This is a genomic window from Rhodococcus sp. NPDC127527, from assembly GCF_042672245.1.
Taxonomy (GTDB): domain Bacteria; phylum Actinomycetota; class Actinomycetes; order Mycobacteriales; family Mycobacteriaceae; genus Rhodococcus_G.
On sequence record NZ_JBHXVP010000005.1, the window covers coordinates 87,794 to 100,859 of the forward strand.

Sequence of the window (13,066 nt, forward strand, 5' to 3'; positions counted from 1 at the left end):
CTTACGGAGGCCCGGGCATCCGTAAGCGCACCACTGCGCGGAGCGCACAGGAAGTTGCCAGCTGCACTCCAGTCAGGCCCCAGGTTCCGCCGACAGGGTGATCCTCATGACGAACTCGCTTGTCGGCGGCGCTGTCGGACGCCCCGAAACCGCGGTGTCCCGCGACGTGGCGACCCTGACACTGGACGTGGTGATCCCGGTGTACAACGAGGAGCGGGACCTCGAGCGCTGCGTGCGCAGGCTGCGCGAGTACCTGGACGGATCCGTTCCCTATCCGAGCAGGATCACCGTCGCGGACAACGCCAGCACCGACACCACGCTCGCGGTCGCGAATCGGCTGGCGGAGGAGCTCGACTCCGTCCGGGTGGTGCACCTCGACGAGAAGGGGCGCGGCCGGGCCCTGCGCGCCGTGTGGAGTGCCTCGGACGCGGAGGTCGTCGCGTACATGGACGTCGACCTGTCCACCGACCTCAATGCGCTGCTGCCGCTGGTGGCGCCGCTGGTGTCGGGGCACTCCGACGTCGCGATCGGCTCGCGGCTCACGCGTTCCTCGCGGGTGGTGCGCGGCCCGAAGCGGGAGGTGATCTCCCGCTGCTACAACCTCATCCTGCGCGGCGCGCTGCGGGCGAAGTTCTCCGACGCCCAGTGCGGATTCAAGGCGATGCGCACCGACGTCGCCCGTCAGCTGCTGCCGCTGGTGCAGGACACCGGCTGGTTCTTCGACACCGAACTCCTGGTGCTCGCCGAGCGGGTCGGCCTGCGGATCCACGAGGTGCCGGTGGACTGGGTCGACGACCCCGACAGCACGGTCGACATCGTCGCGACCGCGGTCGCCGACCTGAAGGGCGTGCTGCGGGTGGGCCGCGCGCTGGCGACCGGCTCGCTGCCGGTCGCCGCGCTGCGCACCAGCCTCGGCCGGGAACCGCTGGTGCCGGGGGTGCCGCACGGCATGGTCGGCCAGCTGGTCCGGTTCGCGGTGATCGGCGTGGCGTCCACGGTCGCGTACGCGCTGCTGTACCTGCTGATGCACCCGCTGTTCGGAGCACAGGCCGCGAACTTCGTCGCGCTGCTCGTGACCGCGATCTTCAACACGGCGGCGAACCGGGCTTTCACGTTCGGCGTCCGCGGGCCGGAGGGCGCGGCCAAGCATCAGCTGCAGGGCCTCGCGGTGTTCGCGTTCGGCCTCTTGCTGACCAGCGGGTCGCTGTTCGTCCTGCACGCGACTCGGCCCGACGCCTCCAAGCATCTCGAGCTGGCCGTGCTGGTGATCGCCAATCTCGTTGCCACGCTGACCCGTTTCATCGCCCTGCGATGGGTGTTCCGTAATCACGACAAGGGAGTCGCACTGTGACCACGGCCGAGATCGACACCGACGCAGCGCATCCTGCCGCGCCGGCCACTCCGATCGAGGGCGACGCGCCGAAGCGCCGCGACTGGGAGCCCTGGGCGGTCGCAGTCCTACTGATCGGGACCGCGGTGGCGTACCTGTGGGGTCTCGGTGCGTCCGGCTGGGCCAACTCGTTCTATTCCGCTGCAGTGCAGGCTGGTTCGGTGTCGTGGAAGGCCTTCTTCTTCGGCTCGTCGGACGCCGCGAACTCGATCACCGTGGACAAGCCGCCCGCCTCGCTCTGGCTGATGTCGCTGTCGGTGCGGGCCTTCGGACTGAGCTCGTGGGCGATCCTGGTGCCGCAGGCGCTGATGGGTGTCGCGTCCGTCGCCCTGCTGTGGGCGACGGTTCGCCGGCACTTCGGTGCGGCCGCCGGACTGCTCGCGGGCCTGGTGCTGGCGTTGACGCCGGTGGCCGTGCTGATGTTCCGCTTCAACAACCCCGACGCACTGCTGGTGCTGCTGACCCTCGCGGCGGCGTGGGCGCTCTTGCGCGGCGTCGAGGACGGGCGGACCCGTTGGCTGGTGCTGACCGGCGTCTTCGTCGGCTTGGGCTTCCTCACCAAGCAACTCCAGGTGATGCTGGTGGTGCCGCCGCTCGCGCTGACCTACCTGCTGTTCGGGCCGCCGCGGCTCGGCAAGCGGATCGCCCAACTGTTCGCGGCCCTGGCCGCGATGGTCGTCGCGGCGGGCTGGTGGCTGCTGGCCGTGGAACTGTGGCCCGCGAACTCGCGGCCGTGGATCGGTGGCTCGCAGGAGAACTCGATTCTCGAGCTCACGCTCGGCTACAACGGCCTCGGCCGGCTCAACGGCAACGAGCGCGGCAGCGTCGGGGGCGGCGGCCGTTCCTTCGGTGCGCTGGCGGACGCGACCGCGGGCGGGGCCAACCCCGGTGCCGCGATGCCCGGCGGCCTGCCGCCGATGCCCGGCGGCCTGCCGCCGATGCCCGGCGGCCTGCCGCCCGGCGGACCCGGCGGGGGCGGCATGTGGGGGAGCACCGGCATCACCCGCATGTTCGAGCCCGCGCAGGGCGGGCAGATCGCCTGGCTGATCCCGGCGGCCCTGATCCTCGGGATTCTCGGAATCATCCTGCGCGGCAGACTGACCCGTATCGACGTCCCGCGCGCGTCCCTGGTGCTCTTCGGTTCGTGGCTGCTCACCTCGGGCCTGGTGTTCAGCTTCATGGCCGGGATCTTCCACTCCTACTACACGGTGGCGCTGGCCCCGCAGATCGGCGCCCTCGTCGGTGCCGGCGCGGTGCTCGCGTGGCGCAGCCGGGGTACTGGGTGGGTGCGTGTGGTCTCGGCGCTGACCATGCTCGTGACTGCGTGGTGGTCGTGGGAGCTGTTGGGTCGCAGCCCGGCGTTCCTGCCGTGGCTGCGCTGGGCGGTGCTGGTGGTCGGTGTGGTCGCGGCGGTCGCGCTGCTGCTTCCCCGGCTGACCGGCCGGCTGGCGGCGGCGTCGGTGCTGGCGGTGACGGTGGCGGCGCTGGCCGGTCCGACGGCATACGCGGTCGACACCGTCGGCACCCCGCATGCCGGCGCGTTGAACACGGCCGGCCCGGCGGTCAACGGCGGCGGCTTCGGAGGGTTCGGTGGCCGGGGCGGGATCGAGGCCATGCTCGAGAGCGGCCGGATCCCTGCAAGCATGTTCCCGGGTGGCGAGGTCCCGAGCGCCGCGCAGCTGAGCGAGATGTTCGCCGGCGCCGGTCCCGGTGCGGGTGGGCGTGGCATGGGCGGGCACGGCGCGGGCTTCGGCGGCGAGGGCGGCTTCGGCGGCGCGGCGGGCAACCTGCTGCGGGGCAGCGAGCCGGGACCGGAACTGACCGCGCTGCTCACGTCCGGCGCGGACCGCTACACCTGGGTCGCCGCGGCCATCGGGTCCAACAGTGCGTCCGGGTACCAGCTGGCCACCGAGAAGCCGGTGATGCCGATCGGCGGCTTCAACGGCAGCGATCCCTCGCCCACGTTGGCGCAGTTCCAGCAGTACGTCGACGCGGGCAAGATCCACTACTTCATCGCCGGCGGCGGGATGGGCGGCGGCATGGGAGGGGCGGGTACGGCCTCCTCGATCAGCACGTGGGTGTCGGAGCACTTCACCTCCAGCAACGTCGGCGGGGTCACCTTGTACGACCTGACCGCGCCGCGGGTGCAGGCCGGAACGTAGTCTGAGGCCCGTGCGCGTACTCGTTATCGGCTCCGGTGCCCGTGAACATGCCCTGCTCCTCGCCCTCGGCCGCGACCCGGGCGTGACGGCGACGATCTGCGCCCCCGGCAACGCCGGGACCGCGAAGATCGCCGAGCAGCATCCCGTCGACGTCGCGTCCGGCGAGGCCGTCGTCGCGCTCGCCCAGCAGGTCGAGGCCGACCTGGTGGTGATCGGCCCCGAGGTGCCGCTGGTGCTCGGCGTCGCCGACGCGGTGCGCGCCGCCGGGATCGCCTGCTTCGGACCGTCCGCGGACGCGGCCCGGATCGAGGGGTCGAAGGCGTTCGCCAAGGACGTCATGGCCGCGGCCGGGGTGCGCACCGCGCACAGCGAGGTCGTCGACAACCCGGCCAGGCTGGACGAGGCCCTCGACCGCTTCGGCCCCAACTGGGTGGTCAAGGACGACGGCCTGGCCGCAGGCAAGGGCGTGGTCGTGACCACCGACCGCGGCGCCGCCCGCGAGCACGCCGCCGAGCTGCTCGAATCCGGTCACCCGGTGCTGCTCGAGTCGTTCCTGGACGGGCCCGAGGTGTCGCTGTTCTGCCTCGTCGACGGCGAGACCGTGGTCCCGTTGCTGCCCGCCCAGGACCACAAGCGGGTCGGCGACGGCGACACGGGCCCGAACACCGGCGGCATGGGCGCCTACACGCCGCTGCCCTGGCTGCCCGCCGAGACGGTGACCGCAATCGTCGACGACGTGGTCAAGCCGGTCGCCGCCGAGCTGGTCCGCCGCGGCAGCGCCTTCTCCGGCCTGCTCTACGCGGGCCTCGCGATCGGCAAGGAGGGGCCGGCGGTCGTCGAGTTCAACTGCCGCTTCGGCGATCCGGAGACGCAGGCGGTGCTCGCGCTGCTCGAGTCCCCGCTCGGGGAGCTGCTGGGCGCCACCGCGACCGGGACCCTGGCCGAGGTCGCGGCGCCCCGCTGGGCAGACGGCTCTGCGGTCACCGTGGTGCTGGCCGCCGAGAACTACCCGGGCACCCCGCGCGCCGGGGACAAGATCACCGGCGCCGACGCGGACGGCGTCCTGCACGCCGGGACCGCGCTCGACGCCGACGGGGCGCTGGTCTCCGCCGGTGGCCGCGTGCTCAGCGTCGTCGGCACCGGGGCGGACCTGACCGCAGCCCGCGCCGACGCGTACGCCACCCTCGACGCGATCCGGTTGCCCGGCGGGCATTTCCGCACCGACATCGGGCTCGGTGCCGTCGAGGGACGCATCAGTATCTGACGGCCGGTCGCACTTGGCTCTCGACGCCCCCGTCGCCGTTCGGCGGCGGGGGCGTCGTCGTTCGCACGGGTGGCCGTGATTTCCCCTGAAATGGCAGGAAACAGCACCCTGCCGCTAACGTCGGTCGCGTGACGACAACCGGCGCCTATCGGACGGGCACGCTGCTGACCCGGCGTCGCCACGTCGATTTCGCGCACGTGTGCACGTGCGGTTGTCCCGCCTCCTGATCGAACCTGCCCCGGCCCGAGCATCCGCTCACGCCGGTCCTAACCCACCCAGATCAGGGGACTTCGTCATGACCACCATCTCCGCTTCCCACCTGAGTTCCGTCGTCGCGGCCAACCGTGATGCGATCACGAAGGACGTCGCGAAGGCCCAGGTCGTCTTCACGGCGGCCGCGCGAGCCCACGACGCCGTCGCGAGCACGGTCGACCTCGGCAGGTTCAGCATCGAGGTGGACGAACCCGCCGCGCTCGGCGGTGCGGGCAGCGCCGCCAATCCGGTCGAGTACTACCTCGCTTCGCTGCTGTCGTGCCAGGTGGTGACCTACCGGGTGTGGGCCGACAAGCTCGGCATCGCGCTCGACGACATCTCGGCCCGAGCCGAGGGCGACCTGGACGTCCGCGGCTTCTTCGGATTCGACGATTCGGTTCGTCCCGGTTTCGGGGAGGTCCGGGTGGTGGTCACGCTCACCGGATCCGAGCCCCGCGAGCGGTATCTCGAACTTCAGGAGTTGGTGGACGCGCACTGCCCCGTGCTGGACCTGACGAGGAATCCGGTGCCGGTGCGCACCGTCGTCGAAACCGACTGAGCTCGAGCGCGACCACTCCGCGTCGCCGATCGACGGTCGACAGGCCGGTCGATCGGCGACAGGGTCGGGCCCGTGACGGCGCCGGGCGTCATGTGGGAATTCGCGGACGGGGGAAGGAAGGTACCGGGGAAAGCACTGTCGCACAGCGTTTTCGGCCCCATCGGTGTCGGTTGAACGATATACGCTACCTACCCGTCAGTATTCGAAACAATCTCCGTCGGGCGCCGGTATAACGATTTCGACTTTATCGGCTGTTGACTGAGAGGTTCCGTTGAGCGAATACCGAGCGTCACGAGGATCGGCCGCATCACCCGCACATCTGTCCCGCCGAAGGTTCCTGGCGGCCACGGGAATTGCGGCAGGGGCGGTCGCCCTGTCCTCATCGTGGGTCACCGCGGCGGCCGCGCCGCGGCGCGCCCTCAACACCGGGGACCGGGTCCCCGCGCTGGTGATCGGCAGTGGCTACGGCGGCGCCGTAGCGGCGCTGCGCCTGACCCAGGCCGGCATCGACGTCAACATCGTGGAGATGGGCAAGGCCTGGACCACCCCGGGTTCCGACGGCCAGATCTTCTCCCCGATGCTCAAGCCGGACGGCCGCTCGTACTGGCTGAGAAACCGCACCGCGCAACCGGTCGGGTACTTCTCGGGCGGGTCGGTGGACAAGGACATCGCGAAGTACGTCGGCGTGCTCGACGCGGAGAACATGGGTGGAATCACCGTCTACCAGGGTCGCGGGGTCGGTGGCGGGTCGCTGGTGAACGGCGGCATGGCCGTGGTTCCCAAGCGGGGCTACTTCGAGGAGATCCTGCCGTCGGTGGACTCCAACGAGATGTACAACACCTTCTTCCCGAAGGCGAACGCCGGACTCGGCGTCAACAACATCGACGAAACCTGGTTCAACTCAACCGATTACTACAAGTTTGCCCGGGTCGGGCGGAAGACCGCCGAGCGCTCGGGCTTCAAGACCACCTTCGTGCCCAACGTCTACGACTTCAACTACATGAAGCAGGAGGACGCCGGGTCGGTCACCAAGTCGGCGCTCGCCGGCGAGGTGATCTACGGCAACAACGCAGGCAAGAAGTCGCTCGACAAGACCTATCTCGCGCAGGCCTCGGCGACCGGCAAGCTCACCATCACCACCCTGCATCGCGTCACGAAGGTCTCGCCCGCGGCGACGGGCGGCGGGTACACGGTGGAGATGGAGCAGATCGACGAGCAGGGCAACGTCGTCGGCGCCAAGACGGTCACCGCGGACAAGGTGTTCTTCGCGGCGGGCAGCGTCGGCACCAGCAAGCTGCTGGTCGCGATGAAGGCGCAGGGGCTGCTGCCGAACCTGTCCGGCGCGGTCGGCCAGGGCTGGGGCAACAACGGCAACATCATGGTCGGCCGGGCGAACCAGGGCTGGGACCCGACCGGCGCCAAGCAGTCGTCGATCCCGGCCATGGGCATCGACAACTGGGCCGACACCGCGGGCCCGGTGTTCGCGGAGATCGCCCCGTTCCCGGCCGGTACCGAACTGTGGGTCAGCCTCTACCTGGCGATCACCAAGAACCCGCAACGCGCGCAGTTCCAGTTCAACTCGGGCTCGGGCAAGGTCGACCTGTCCTGGCAGACGTCGCAGAACCAGCCGGGCATCGACATGGCCAAGCGGGTCTTCGACAAGATCAACCAGAAGGAAGGCACCATCTACCGCACCGACCTCTTCGGTGTGTACAAGACGTGGGGCGACGGGCTCACCTACCACCCGCTCGGCGGGTGCATCCTCAACCAGGCCACCGACAACTACGGTCGCCTGCCGGAGTATCCGGGCCTGTACGTGATGGACGGTTCGCTCGTGCCGGGCAACGTCGGCGTCAACCCGTTCGTCACGATCACCGCGCTGGCCGAGCGGAACATGGCGAACATCGTCGCCAACGACCTGCACTAGAACGACTTGCACTAGGTCCGCCCCGCGCGATGGATTGAATGGGGGTTCAGTGGCCGGATCTCGGTTCGGCACGGCCACTGAACCCCCATTCAACGTGTGGTGGGGGCGAGGGTCGGGGAAGGCTAGCCTGGGTTGGTGCGAGCAGAGTCCCAGAGATCCAAGGTTCCGCCCTTCCACGTGATGGACGTGTGGGCGGCGGCCGCCGAGCGGGCGCGAACCCACGGCGACGTGCTGACGCTGGCCGCGGGGCAACCGTCGACGCCTGCGCCCGCGCCGGTGCTGCGGGCCACCCACGAGGCGGTCGACGCCCATCTGCTCGGCTACACCGAGAGTCTCGGGATCCTGCCGCTGCGCGAGACGATCGCCCGGTACCACTCGGCGCGCTCCGGAATCACGGTCGACCCGGAGGACGTCGTGGTGACCACCGGCTCGTCCGGCGCGTTCACCCTGGTGTTCCTCGCGGCCTTCGACGTCGGGGACACGGTGGTCGTGGCGCGGCCCGGGTACCCGGCCTACCGCAACACCCTGACCGCGCTGGGCTGCCGGGTGGTCGAACTCGACTGCGGCCCGCAGACCCGCTACCAGCCGACGGTCGCGATGCTCGAGGCGCTCGACAGCCCGCCCGCCGGACTGATCGTGGCCAGCCCGGCGAACCCGACCGGCACCGTCATCGACCGCCACGAGCTGGCGGCGCTGGCACGCTGGTGCGCCGAGCACGACACGTTGCTGATCTCCGACGAGATCTACCACGGCATCGAATTCGGTGACACCGCAACGGCATGCGCGTGGGAGACCTCCACCGAGTCGGTCGTGGTCGGCTCGGTGTCCAAGTACTTCTCGATGACGGGCTGGCGGCTCGGCTGGATGCTGGTGCCGTCCGGGCTGCGGCGCGCGCTGCAGAGGCTGGCGTCGAACATGACGGTGTGCCCGCCGGCCGTCTCGCAGTACGCGGCGCTCGCCGCGTTCACCGACGAGTCGCTCGCCGAACTCGACGGGCACGTGCGCCGCTACGCGGTGAACCGGGACGTGCTGCTGTCGGGACTGCCGCGGCTCGGGATCACCGAGCTCGCCCCCGCCGACGGCGCGTTCTACGTGTACGCGGACATCGGTCATCTCACCGACGACTCGACTGCCTGGTGCGCGGAACTGCTCCGCGAGACCGGTGTCGCGGTCGCCCCGGGCATCGACTTCGACACCGTGCACGGCGACCGGACGATGCGACTCTCGTTCGCGGGGGCGACCGCGGACATCGAGGAGGCGTTGACGCGCCTGGGTCGCAGCCGGATGCTCGGATAGTTAACCGGTGTTCATCAATTCGGCGCGGGGAGTCTCCGCTCGCTGGCAGGATGGGGCCGGTGACTGAAGCGGCGACCCCCAAGGGTGAGAGGCGCCGTGTCGCGCTTGTCGAAGCGGCCTCCGACCTCCTGCTCGAGGGTGGGTTCGACGCCGTCCGGCACCGGGCGGTCGCGGCACGGGCGAACCTGCCGCTCGCGTCGACGACCTACTACTTCCAGTCCCTCGACGACCTGAACGCGGCGGCGGCCGAACTGTGCGGGTTGCGCGAGCTCGACGTGATGCGATCCCGGATCGCCGAAGTGTCCCAACGCAATCGGGGTGTCGAAGCGACCGTCGAGCTGATCGTCGACATGCTTGTCGGGGTGTTCGAGGACGGCCCGGGCGGGCGCGAGCAACTGGTCAACCGGTACGAGAGGTTCGTCGCGTTCGCGCGGCATCCCGAGCTGCGCGAGGTCCAGTTGCGGCTGCGCGCCCAACTCGACGACCTGCTCGTCGACGTGCTGCGGCGGTCCGGACGTGAGGTCCGGAAGGACCAGTTGCGCCGTCTCGTGTGCGTCGTCGACGGCGCCGTGGTGGGGGCGTTGAGCGGCTCCGACCCCGACCCCAAGGCCCTCGCCCGGGACATGCTGCTCCAGGTGATCGACGTCGTGGCGCCGCCCGCCTCGGCGTAGCCCTCGATCGCGTCCGCGGCGATGGCCGTAAACTGGGCATCCGTGAGCCGCATCCCCAACGTCCTTGCCAATCGATACGCCAGCCCCGAGCTGACGGCGCTGTGGTCGCCCGAGCACAAGATCGTGCTCGAGCGACAGCTGTGGCTGGCGGTGCTGCGGGCCCAGGCCGCGCTCGGGATCGACGTCCCCGAGGCGGCGCTCGCCGACTACGAGCGGGTGATCGAGAACGTCGACCTGGAGTCGATCGCCGCCCGCGAGCGGGTCACCCGGCACGACGTCAAGGCCCGCATCGAGGAGTTCAACGCCCTCGCCGGCCACGAGCACGTGCACAAGGGCATGACCAGCCGCGACCTCACCGAGAACGTCGAGCAGCTGCAGATCTTCCGGTCGCTCGAGCACGTGCACGCGCACGGCGTCGCGGTCGCCGCGCGGCTGGGGGAGAAGGCCGCCGAGTACTCCTCGCTGGTGATGGCCGGCCGCAGCCACAACGTCGCCGCGCAGGCCACCACCCTCGGCAAGCGGTTCGCCTCCGCCGCCGACGAGCTGCTGGTGGCGCTGACCCGGCTGCGCGAGCTGATCGACCGCTACCCGCTGCGCGGCATCAAGGGACCGATGGGCACCGCGCAGGACATGCTGGACCTGCTCGACGGTGACACCGAGAAGCTCGAGTTCCTCGAGGCGAAGGTTGCCGAGCACCTCGGCTTCGCGCACGTGCTCACCAGCGTCGGCCAGGTGTACCCGCGTTCGCTCGACCACGACGTGCTCTCCGCGCTGGTCCAGGTCGGCGCCGGGCCGTCCTCGTTCGCGCACACCATCCGCCTGATGGCGGGCCACGAGCTGGTCACCGAGGGCTTCCAGCCCGGCCAGGTCGGCTCGTCGGCCATGCCGCACAAGATGAACACCCGATCCTGCGAGCGCGTCAACGGCCTGCAGGTCGTGCTGCGCGGCTACGCGTCGATGGCGGCCGAGCTGGCCGGCGCGCAGTGGAACGAGGGCGACGTGTTCTGCTCGGTGGTGCGTCGTGTCGCGCTTCCCGACGCCTTCTTCGCGATCGACGGGCAGATCGAGACCTTCCTGACCGTGCTCGACGAGTTCGGTGCGTACCCGGCCGTGATCGAGAAGGAACTCACCCGCTACCTGCCGTTCCTGGCGACCACCCGGATGCTGATGGCAGCCGTGCGCGCGGGCACCGGACGCGAGACCGCCCACGAGGTCATCAAGGAGCACGCGGTCGCCGTGGCGCTGGCGATGCGCGAGGACGGTCGCGAGCCCGACCTGCTCGACCGTCTCGCCGCCGACGACCGGTTCCCGCTCGATCGCGCGCAATTGGACGCCGCACTGGCCGACAAGTCCGCGTTCATCGGCGCCGCCGAGGCGCAGGTCGACGCCGTCGTGCGTCGGGTGGGGCTGCTCGTCGAGCAGTACCCCGAGGCGGCGAAGTACGCGCCGTCGCCGATTCTCTAGCCGCGGAGTCGACCGGATTCGTGGAGATCGCCGACGAGGACCGGGCCACGCTGGTGCGTGACCCGGTCCTCGTCGGCGCGGTCGGGGACCGCTCGAATCGGCGTCTAGTGCCAGTTGCTGATCTTGACGTCGTGTGGCGCGGGCTCGCCCTTGCCGGTTTCGACCAGCTTCTTGAGGCTCATCAGGAACGTCGCCCACTTGGTGCTGCAGTGGTACATGAACTCCACCGGCTCCCTCCAGCCTTCGTGCCGGAAAAGCACGATCGTGAAGCCGTCCTCCTGTTTCAGGTCGAACCGAATCTGCGTGCCGAGCCACTCCTCTGGGCCGTCGATGACCTCCCAGAGCACGCGCTCGGCGGGTTGAGCCTCCAGTACCTTCATGTCGAACCCGCCGGGCTCGAAGCGGAACCGGATGACTCCTCCGACATCGCCGTCCCCGTCCGTGCCTTCCGTCCACCAGCTCGCCAGCCCGTCGATCGTGGTGAGGGCCGCGTAGACGGCCTCGGGAGTCGATGTGACTCCGATCCTGTGCAGGATGTCCACCATCTCGATACCTCTTTCCAGTGCAGGCGTCCGCATTCGGGCGCGTTTTGTCGGCGCCGCCACGGACGTGACGACGTTCGTTCGGGGGTGTCAGCGCTCCTGGCTGCGCTGGATCGCCTCGGCGATCCGCTTGATGCGTTGCAGGCGGGCGTCCCAGGTGGCCCCGACGGAGGACAGCTGCGCGACCGCGCGGGCGAGCTGGGCCTGGTCGACCTGGTAGAGGCGCTCGCGCCCGGACGGGGTGACGTGGACCAGGCCGACCCGGTCGAGTACGCCGAGATGTTTGGCGACCGCCTGCCGCGTGACCGGCAGTTGCTCGCTCAGCGTGGTCGCCGTCCCGCTGCCGCCGCTCAACAAGAGGTCGAGCATCCGTCGCCGGATCGGGTCCCCGACCGCCGACCAGAGGTCGTCGTCGACGGCGGCACTCACGGCGTCGACACCAGCCGTGCGACGTACGTGACCAGGCGGGGCAGGAAGTGTTCCCAGCCGGTGACGTGCTCGCGGTACGCCTCCTCGAGTACTGCTGCCTCCCAGCCTCTCTCACGGAATCCCGCCTCGGTGAACCGCAGCAGCGTGCCCGCGCCCGACGGGACGAGATCGAAGGTCACCAGGAGCGAGTTGGTCGACGTGGCGGTCGCACCCTCGTCGTAGACCCAGCGGAAGGAGAACCGCCGGGGCGGTTCGGCTTCCATCACCGTGAGTGAGACGACCTTCGCGTCCGGCGTGGTTCTGTCGCCGAACGAGATGACCCCGGTGGCGCCGGGCACCGGCTCGAGTTCTGCCTCGTCCGGCCACCACTCCCGCAGGTGTTCGGGCGCGCTGATGACCTCGTAGACCACCTCGGGCGCGGCTTCGACGTGGATCTCCCGCTCGATGCTGCCGTACTCCATTCCGTTCCCCCATCCTCTAGCAACCTTTGGTTGCATATGACGGTAGGGCATCCGTCAGGGATGTGCAACCAAAGGTTGCTAGACGTGCTCGTCGAGGAGGAGTTGGTCGAGAAATGCGGTGGTCGTCGACCAGTGCATGGTCGTGTCCGGGGCTCGGACGAATCAGGCCTGCTGCAGTTTGTCGAGGATTCGGCGCAGTTCGGCTCGCTCGCGGTCGTCGAGGCGGGCGAAGAAGTCGTCGGCGTCCGCGTCCCGGGCGGCGTCGAGCTTGGCGATGACGTGACGCCCCTCGTCGGTCAGGCGCGCGCACACCGCGCGCCGGTCGCCGGCATCGGGTAGCCGCTCGGCCAGGCCGCGCTGTTCCAGTCGGTCGACCACCTCGGTCGCCGAGCGCGGTGCGATCCGCAGCTCCTTGGCGACGTCGCCGAGTCGCGGGGCCGCCGTGGCGTCGCGCCCGATCACGCGGAGCGCGCGGTACTCGTGCGGCGACAGCTGCCACGGTTCGAGCGCGACGAGCCAGCGCCTGCGCAGCGCCCGGGCGGTCGACATCACCAGATCGCGCAGCGGGGCGGGCGGTCCCTCGGTCATGGTCGCGGAGCCTATCTGCACTCGCCTCATTGTGAGGAAACCCCAGCACAAGCCGGACGCC

At 70.1% G+C, this 13,066-nt stretch carries 12 protein-coding genes; 8 read left to right on the plus strand and 4 right to left on the minus strand.

Annotated features, from left to right (window positions below):
• The first annotated feature begins 106 nt into the window (after positions 1-106).
• The 8 genes from ACFVH2_RS10790 (at position 107) to purB (ending at position 10,985) form a co-directional block, all read left to right on the plus strand.
• Positions 107-1,351 carry a glycosyltransferase gene (locus ACFVH2_RS10790; RefSeq protein WP_378425610.1) on the plus strand — a complete coding sequence of 415 codons (1,245 nt, stop codon included), beginning with the start codon at positions 107-109 and terminating at the stop codon, positions 1,349-1,351.
• The gene (locus ACFVH2_RS10795; protein ID WP_378425608.1) at positions 1,348-3,552 is read left to right on the plus strand and encodes a glycosyltransferase family 39 protein; all 2,205 of its coding nucleotides are present in this window, start codon (positions 1,348-1,350) and stop codon (positions 3,550-3,552) included. The genes ACFVH2_RS10790 and ACFVH2_RS10795 overlap by 4 nt, the downstream gene beginning before the upstream one ends.
• Positions 3,553-3,562: 10 nt before the next feature.
• Complete coding sequence (gene purD / locus ACFVH2_RS10800) at positions 3,563-4,816, plus strand: phosphoribosylamine--glycine ligase (protein ID WP_378425606.1); 1,254 nt, start codon at positions 3,563-3,565, stop codon at positions 4,814-4,816.
• A 295-nt stretch (positions 4,817-5,111) separates the two neighbouring features.
• Positions 5,112-5,627, plus strand: a complete 516-nt coding sequence (locus ACFVH2_RS10805) for an OsmC family protein (protein ID WP_378425604.1) — start codon at positions 5,112-5,114, stop codon at positions 5,625-5,627.
• Positions 5,628-6,204: 577 nt separating this feature from the next.
• Positions 6,205-7,554: a GMC oxidoreductase gene (locus tag ACFVH2_RS10810; protein ID WP_378425720.1), complete on the plus strand. Its 1,350-nt coding sequence runs from the start codon at positions 6,205-6,207 to the stop codon at positions 7,552-7,554.
• 135 nt (positions 7,555-7,689) lie between these two features.
• Positions 7,690-8,850, plus strand: a complete 1,161-nt coding sequence (locus ACFVH2_RS10815) for a pyridoxal phosphate-dependent aminotransferase (RefSeq protein WP_378425602.1) — start codon at positions 7,690-7,692, stop codon at positions 8,848-8,850.
• A gap of 59 nt (positions 8,851-8,909) precedes the next feature.
• The gene (locus tag ACFVH2_RS10820) at positions 8,910-9,521 is read left to right on the plus strand and encodes a TetR/AcrR family transcriptional regulator (RefSeq protein WP_378425601.1); all 612 of its coding nucleotides are present in this window, start codon (positions 8,910-8,912) and stop codon (positions 9,519-9,521) included.
• Positions 9,522-9,563: 42 nt separating this feature from the next.
• The gene (purB, locus tag ACFVH2_RS10825) at positions 9,564-10,985 is read left to right on the plus strand and encodes an adenylosuccinate lyase (RefSeq protein WP_378425599.1); all 1,422 of its coding nucleotides are present in this window, start codon (positions 9,564-9,566) and stop codon (positions 10,983-10,985) included.
• A 104-nt stretch (positions 10,986-11,089) separates the two neighbouring features.
• On the opposite strand, the gene ACFVH2_RS10830 is transcribed toward purB, so the two are convergent.
• The 4 genes from ACFVH2_RS10830 to ACFVH2_RS10845 all read right to left on the minus strand — a co-directional run bounded on the left by ACFVH2_RS10830 (position 11,090) and on the right by ACFVH2_RS10845 (position 13,005).
• A complete protein-coding gene (locus tag ACFVH2_RS10830; protein WP_378425597.1) occupies positions 11,090-11,530 on the minus strand; it encodes an SRPBCC domain-containing protein in 441 nt (146 codons plus the stop codon).
• A gap of 87 nt (positions 11,531-11,617) precedes the next feature.
• Positions 11,618-11,956, minus strand: a complete 339-nt coding sequence (locus ACFVH2_RS10835) for an ArsR/SmtB family transcription factor (RefSeq protein ID WP_378425595.1) — start codon at positions 11,954-11,956, stop codon at positions 11,618-11,620.
• The gene (locus ACFVH2_RS10840) at positions 11,953-12,417 is read right to left on the minus strand and encodes an SRPBCC domain-containing protein (RefSeq protein ID WP_378425593.1); all 465 of its coding nucleotides are present in this window, start codon (positions 12,415-12,417) and stop codon (positions 11,953-11,955) included. The genes ACFVH2_RS10835 and ACFVH2_RS10840 overlap by 4 nt, the downstream gene beginning before the upstream one ends.
• Before the next feature lie 162 nt (positions 12,418-12,579).
• Positions 12,580-13,005, minus strand: coding sequence for a MarR family winged helix-turn-helix transcriptional regulator (locus ACFVH2_RS10845; RefSeq protein ID WP_378425591.1), 426 nt, complete (start codon positions 13,003-13,005; stop codon positions 12,580-12,582).
• Between the last annotated feature and the right edge of the window lie 61 nt (positions 13,006-13,066).